The following is a 6947-nucleotide window of genomic DNA, read 5'->3' as shown; positions in this document are numbered from 1 at the left end:
TAGTGGCTTTATCTTTTCCGACTAGGTGTGGCTGCGAACTCCCGACACTTGAAGGTTAGTTTCGCCCGACCCGAATACATGATTATCAAATCGTCGGATTCTTTTAATTATCTGAATACTCTATTACGATTTTTTGAATGGGCATTTAACGCCATTAACAACATTTTGGCACTCTTTTCCAAATAGCTTAAATGTATGTTTCTTCTGTTTTTCAGAAGACAAGGATGCAATGGTGTCCCCACAACGAGTACATGTACTGCGAATATAAGAACGTTCCCAGTAGCAATACGTAGAATTATTATTAATCTTTGTTTGTTTTACGCTTGTTCCTGGCTGTACTTTGTATTGATGCGGTCTCCCATCTGGGCAAGTAGATCCTAATAACATGATTCCATCCTTAGCCAAATGAGCCTCGCCGTCACCTGTAAAATATACAACGTACTCTTCTCCATTAAATACAAGTACATCACCTTCACAGAGGCCACTACTATGAGACGCATCGTATGCAAACACTGACAGACTTACTACAAAAAGGCTTGCAACTAAAAACAGTGCTACGAAAACTTTTTTCATGTTATGTACCTTCTTTCAATTCAGCACGATAGTTTCCATCTGTAATATGCAGTTCATAAACTTTTCCATCGGGAAGTTCTAGCGTTGTCCCATCAGAAAAATTATCCGAAGGTAAACGTTCAAGGGTATCGGGGTCCACAGGAATAAAAATCTTGTAGTCGGAATCCTCTGTAATCAAAATAGCTTCGTAATATCCTGCCTTATAAATTACTTTACCATCCAGCACATAATCTTCCGCCAGATAGTAATAGTTTTCGCCCAATTCACATGTTTCCATGCCGGGTACTGGAAAGCTTTCTCCCGCACTACTTTCTTGCTTTTTCATAATCACAAAAACTGCAACAGCAAGAAGTACCACAACAAGAATAGCAATCATCACCTTTGATCGTGTATGTTTCATTGTTGTCACCTCTCTCAATTCAATCGTCTTTCCATTTTAGATTCTCTGCATCGGAAACACCCTCTCGCAATATTTCAAATCACTATTTCCACTTTTCTTTCAGCCAGTTGATGCACAAAAAGCATAGTCCCAGTGCAATAACCACACAGCCTAATCCTGCCCAGAAATCTGGGCGTTGAGCAAGTTCTGTTATATGGAACAAAGGATACATTCCTATCCACCGAAGTCCAGAAAGACCGCTTAGCGCAAGCATTGGAGGCAGGCAGAACATAATACTGCCCACAAACATCGCTCCTAATGTATTGCCAATGAATTCCGAAAGTGTCATCAGAATCAGCATCATGGTCATGCAAGCCAACAACCGGGCCAGTCCCCCCCACACCAGCAGATCAGAAAGGGTGATACAGGCAGGCAACGCATGATATCCTTGCAGGCTCATGGCCGGTGCAAACGGCATGGAAAGGCCGTAGTCTCGCAATACCACAAGGAAACGCGGCAGGCAGGTAAGCAGGCAAATCAGTGCTGCCTCTACAGTTCCCACAGCCAGCTTACAACGCACCGTACGCTGACGGCCCAAAGGCGTGGCCATCACCACCCGTTTCATACCGCCTTTCTGCTCAAAGGCGAACAATCCCGCAAAACAAATACAGCTCACAAGCCCTGCCGCTAGGGTGTCCCGCAGGTCACTTTCTCCACTGAAGCCGAACAGTTTTTCCCAGCCGCTCTCATAGACCAGCTGCGCTTTTGGATTTTCCTTGATATAGGAAAGATTGCCGTATTGGATACGCTGGAACACGCTCATTTTCTGCTGCAAGCCATAATATGCGCCCATCTGGGCCTGATAGGCTTCATTGGTGATTTTGCCGGACTGCAACGCCTGGTCCAGCTGGCGGATGGGTTCGAACTCCTCGTTCATGGTCAGCAGTTTCTGGTAAGTCTCTTCCGTATAAGGCCCGGCAAGCTGCTTCATGTACCAAGCATAATAGATTTCCTCCGCGTCGATGTAGCTCTCAGTAGTGGCAGTCTGCCAGGTCTGATACCCGGCAAAGACCAGCAGCACCACCGCCGCACCACAGAGCAAAAATAGCTTGCGGCTCTCCTGTCGCAGTACTGTGGTGGGCTTTGTTTTCGCCGCTTTTCTTCGCAATCCCGCAAAGGCCGGAGCCGCCAGCAGCTGCCCCAGGCAGAAGAGCAAACAGAAGCTGCCCGCCAGAAAGCTACCGTAGAGAATTACCGCCAGCCATTCTACCAGCGGCAGACTAACTGGATTGTCGAACCAGTAGAGGTTCCGATAGTTGCCCAGCAACTCATTGGTACGAAGCAGGCTGACCATATTCGCATATTTGATCACATTCAGGCGGCTGGTGGCGGGAATAGCTTCCCGGATGAGCCACTGGGCTGCGGGAAGAGCCAGCGCACCGCACCAGCCTACAAAGGCTCGCCGGGCCCACAAAGCCGCCAGCATGACCCAAAGACCCATCACAAAGGCCCCGGCCCACTTGGCCAGCAAAAACAGCACCAGATACTGCCCCACCGTGATCTGCATGGTGCAGCGCATCAAAGCGGGCACGCTCTGGATGCTGCGCCCCAGCGGCCCAAGCCCAAAGGTAAGCCCGCAATAAACCAGATTCACTCCGTACAAAAGCAGCAGCACCGCCAACAGGCTCACTGCCAGCGCGCCCAGCTTTGCCAGAGCGGTGTGCAGCCGCCCGCCGGGCATGCTGCGGATCAAATGCAGCATGCCGCTGTCCCGCTCCTGACGAAGCAAAAGACTTGCCAGAAGCAGCATGGCGGCCAGCAGGATCAGGTCGGTGAACTGGTAGTCCAAGGCGGTGAACAACCCCTTCTGGGGCGCGTAGCGAATGGTCACGTTCTCCATCCCCGTATACACCGCGGCGGTCTTGTCGATGTTGGCCCGGTCGTAACCGCTTTCGCTGCTGTTGAAGATGGAAATGGCGGAGAGCTGCTTTGCCTTGGTCTGCACATCCTCCAAAAACTGGGGATAGCCCGCCACGGTGTCCAGTTCGGCTTTCAGCTGACGGAGAAGCTGGTAATCGATGCGCAGATCACCGGTATACAGTTGATACTCTTTGTTTTGATACGACTGCTCGTATTTGCGGAAAAGGTCGGCGTATTCCTGCCGCACGTCGATCCCCGCATAGGCCCCGCTGGCCTGATAAGAAAGAATCTGGTCGATCTGCAAAACGCCGGACACAAGGTCCAGCTTTTCGTTGATGAAATCCTGCTGGGCCTGGGTGTCCAGCCCGGCAAGATCGCGGGCCACGGCCCGCCAGGCCAAAGGTTGCGGGCTGTTTTCTCCGGGGCGGGTGCCGGTGTAGAGCAAAAACAGGTTGGCGGCGGCCAGCACCGCCAGACACAGCGCGAAGATGCGCTGGCCCCAGACCTTGCGCAGCTCGGCAAGAATCAGCCTCATTTGCCATCCTCCTCACCGAATACCGAAAGATACACCGCTTCCAGATTCTGACCCGGCGCGTGAGTTTCGATCAGGGGCTCCACCGGGGCCTTGTCGACCAGTTTGCCGTTTTTCAAAAGCAGGATCTCGGTAGCAACGGTTTCCACGTCACTCACCACATGGGTGGCCACCAGAATAATTCGATCCTTTGCCAGCTCGGCCAGCAGCTCCCGCAGCCGCACCCGTTCTTTCGGGTCCAGACCGGCGGTGGGTTCGTCCAGGATCAGCAGTTTCGGGTCGCCCAGAAGGGCGCTTGCAAGCAAAAGCCGCTGCTTCATGCCGCCGGAGTAGGCGGCAAGGCGCTTGTCCAGTTCGCTGGAAAGGTTCACCCATTCCGCCACCCGCGCTACCTGCTCCGGCACCTCTTTGGCGGGAATCTCTTTCAGGGCACACATGTAGGCCAGAAACCGGCGGCCGGTGTAGCTGTCGTAAAGGCCCTGCTGCTGGGGCATGTAGCCCAGCGCCCGGCGGAATTTGATGTCTAGCGCGCGGGCATTCTTGCCGCACCAGCGCACCGAGCCGCCGTCCGCCTTCAGGATTCCGGTGATGATGTTGATGAGGGTGGATTTGCCCGCCCCGTTGGGGCCGAGAAGGCCGTAAAGGCCCGGGCCGAGGGTGAAGCTCACCCCGGCCAGGGCCTGTTTTTTTGTAGCGGGACAGCCAAACCGACTGCCTTTGATCAGATAGCTTTTTTTCAGCCCCTCCACCGCAAGGCATGGGGCCAGGTTCGTTTGCTGGGTCATGAATGGTTCACCTCGAAGGCAGACCGCGTGGAGCGGTCAGTAAAGTTTGGAAATAAGAAGGGCATACGCAACCATCACCAGGCAGAGCAGCGAATCCCGCAGCTCTGCCTTAATAGGAAAACTCAATGACGCTGTACGCCGGGTTGGAGACCCAGTAATCTGACACATTGATGATACCGTAAATATCGCGCGCTGTATTCACATACATCGATGTGCCATCCGTTTGCTTAGTTTCCATTTCCACACTCTTTTCGCCCATTTTCACCAGGTACTGCTCTGTTCCTGGAATTTTCGACAGAATCTGTGCCGGACGGACTGCGCCCGTAAGATTTGTGCTAGTCAAATTGAATTCCGATTTTTCACCGGTACTCAGATTTACCTTGATCATGGAGAAGTCTTCAAAGTTCTCTGAAGTGCGACCGAAAAGAGCATGCCCATCGCGGCAGTCCAGAAATTCCACAAGATTCAGAGCTGTTTCATCTTCGAAAACTGCTTCGCATATAATTTTGTCTGTCAATGTTTCACAGTCCAAGCAATGCAACGCATTTTCTGACAAGGAAAAATAATATAATTCATTTCCTTGGAATATCCGCAATGTGTCACCGGATTCAGGGGAGAAAATAGTTTGCTTTTCCCCTGTAGAAACATTCAGCTTATAAAAAACTGTTGTAACAGTTCCCTGTGCCAGCGTGTCGTCAAGACTTTGTGCAAGACCACTCAGGATAAAGTTGGAGCCGTAGGCGTCCACCAGCTGCTCGGCCTGTTCCACGTTCAGCTCGTAGACAGGATTCCAATCGCCTGTCTCTAAATTGATCTTTATGATTTCGCTTTTCAGCTCATTTGCTTCTGTTGTTTCAAGAGTACAATACAGGTTTTCTCCGTCTGTAACATATGGCTCAAAAATTTCCTGAGCGGCTTTAAATGTGGTAATAACTTTTTTGTCTTTTCCATCCAGCCCCATGGTCATAATTTTAGGGAAAGATGCCTCTCCAAGTTCATCGTTAAAATACGGTGCACCAGGGAAAGCCAGTACCAGCTGATTGCTGATGACAAGAGGACGCGAACCACCACCGGATACCGGAAGCCTCCCTTCACATTCTGGCCCGGTATGGGTACAGTTTGCGGAAGCGCATAGATGAATCTCCGACTTGCTCTGGAAATCAATGTACATAATATTGGTGGAATCATCAGAATTCGGAACAGGATCAATCAAGTAATATCCGTCTTCTGTAATTGCGCTGCCCCATTTTAAAGTTTGTAATGTGATATCAGCACTCTGTGCCGGTTCCTGTGCAGAACTCTCCGAAGAACTTACACCTAACGACTCAATCGGCTCATTGATACCGCATGAAGTTAGGGTTAACACAACAAAAAGAACAGACAACATGCCAATTCGTTTTTTCATGGGATACATACTCCTTTAGATAAAATAAAAACTGGGGAGCAGGCACACACCTGCCCCCCAAAAAACAGTGCATATAATATTTAAAATTAAAACTTGGATCTCATGAAATTAGCGAGCATAAACATTATGCCTTACGCCAATAGTCAAATGCGGTTCCCCAGTATACATTACGGCCAACACCCGCGCGCTCATAGTTCAGTCTTACGCCAAATCGATTCGCCAACTCAACATAAAAAGAAATCGGAGATCCCTTGATTTTTACCTGACAATCATAAGGGTTATTTTGACTAATACTTAAAATGTTACAGTTGTGAGGCGCGCTTTGAATATAATTCAAAGCATAATCCGATCGACCGGACGTATCTCTCCGAACAGTGAAAACATAAACAGCATCGCTACTACTGCTGAGAGTTTTAATCCTCCATTTTTGGTCATCACTGTTGGTCCGAGAATACAGAGTCACATCCCTATAGGCATAAGCATAGGAACTGCTTCCCTCCAAATTAAGGTTGGTATAAGCACCGACCCCTTGGGTGGCGGTAATCGGTCCCGGGTTCGTCCATGTAGTAGAACCATCATAATCTGCAAACGCGGAAATTGCCATCCCCAGCGCCAGAACGCAGACCATACCGAATGCCACGAGTTTCTTTTTGAGATTCATACTTTAAAACCTCCTTCTTAGCTGTTGTTTCCCACTACACTACCTTGGCCATGAGCAGCGCAGTAGACAATCAAAAATCACCAGTGATTTGCTAACTATTTTCTTGTACGTCCAATTTTCAGTTGACAGCATTCACCTATTTCTTTGCCTTCAATATATTACTATATTCACATTTTTTCCACATAAATGTAATATATGACAAGGTAGTTGTAACAAATAGCGAGTTGCCGTTTTATAAATTTTTCTACACTCTCTTATCAGCCATAAATGAAAAGGCACTAAATATAGTCTTCACACTCATAAAAACGGCGAGCTGCCCCTTCCATGGAGCAACTCGCCGTTTTTTATGATTTTATTCAAAAGTCAGTTGACCATCCTGTGCCTGACAATATAGTGGCGCAGGAACTCGAGCCAGAAGTGCAAGAGCTGCTTCAGGATCGGTGAGCCAAGGTCTGATCTCATCTCGCAGAAGCGTCAGTGGCATCCGGTCGTGGATCTTGGAAACAGAAGCATTGGGAGCAGTGGTCAAAATAACAAAGCATTTCACGTCATCCACACAGTCATATATTCCTGCAAGCCAAAGAGGACTGCCCGACACGGTGAACAAGTACGGTCAGTGTACAGAATCCCATTCATAGAACGCAGTAGCAGGGATTACACAGCGGCGTCCGGCGATACAAGCCTGCAGAGTG

7 protein-coding genes are annotated in these 6947 nt (G+C 49.4%); all 7 read right to left on the bottom strand.

What is annotated here, in order from left to right; all coding sequences use genetic code 11:
- Positions 1 to 123 precede the first annotated feature (123 nt).
- Entirely contained in the window at positions 124 to 573 is a 450-nt protein-coding gene (locus B5F28_RS14570) for a hypothetical protein (RefSeq protein WP_143424754.1), read from the bottom strand.
- 1 nt (position 574) lies between these two features.
- Complete coding sequence (locus tag B5F28_RS13455) at positions 575 to 973, bottom strand: hypothetical protein (protein WP_058965484.1); 399 nt, start codon at positions 971 to 973, stop codon at positions 575 to 577.
- An 82-nt stretch (positions 974 to 1055) separates the two neighbouring features.
- Positions 1056 to 3407: an ABC transporter permease gene (locus tag B5F28_RS13450; RefSeq protein ID WP_087296356.1), complete on the bottom strand. Its 2352-nt coding sequence runs from the start codon at positions 3405 to 3407 to the stop codon at positions 1056 to 1058.
- Positions 3404 to 4189, bottom strand: coding sequence for an ATP-binding cassette domain-containing protein (locus B5F28_RS13445; RefSeq protein ID WP_087296355.1), 786 nt, complete (start codon positions 4187 to 4189; stop codon positions 3404 to 3406). Before B5F28_RS13445 ends, B5F28_RS13450 begins: the two co-directional genes overlap by 4 nt.
- 109 nt (positions 4190 to 4298) lie before the next feature.
- Positions 4299 to 5594, bottom strand: coding sequence for a hypothetical protein (locus B5F28_RS13440; RefSeq protein WP_087296354.1), 1296 nt, complete (start codon positions 5592 to 5594; stop codon positions 4299 to 4301).
- Positions 5595 to 5718: 124 nt separating this feature from the next.
- Complete coding sequence (locus B5F28_RS13435) at positions 5719 to 6255, bottom strand: hypothetical protein (RefSeq protein ID WP_087296353.1); 537 nt, start codon at positions 6253 to 6255, stop codon at positions 5719 to 5721.
- A gap of 352 nt (positions 6256 to 6607) precedes the next feature.
- On the bottom strand, positions 6608 to 6862 hold the full coding sequence (locus tag B5F28_RS13430) for an SOS response-associated peptidase family protein (RefSeq protein ID WP_087296352.1): 255 nt from the start codon (positions 6860 to 6862) through the stop codon (positions 6608 to 6610).
- Between the last annotated feature and the right edge of the window lie 85 nt (positions 6863 to 6947).

Origin of the sequence: Gemmiger sp. An194, from assembly GCF_002160145.1 — a bacterium.
Lineage (GTDB): Bacteria > Bacillota > Clostridia > Oscillospirales > Ruminococcaceae > Allofournierella.
The sequence above is the reverse complement of the archived record's forward strand: the minus strand, read 5'-3'. Positions and strand labels throughout refer to the sequence as shown.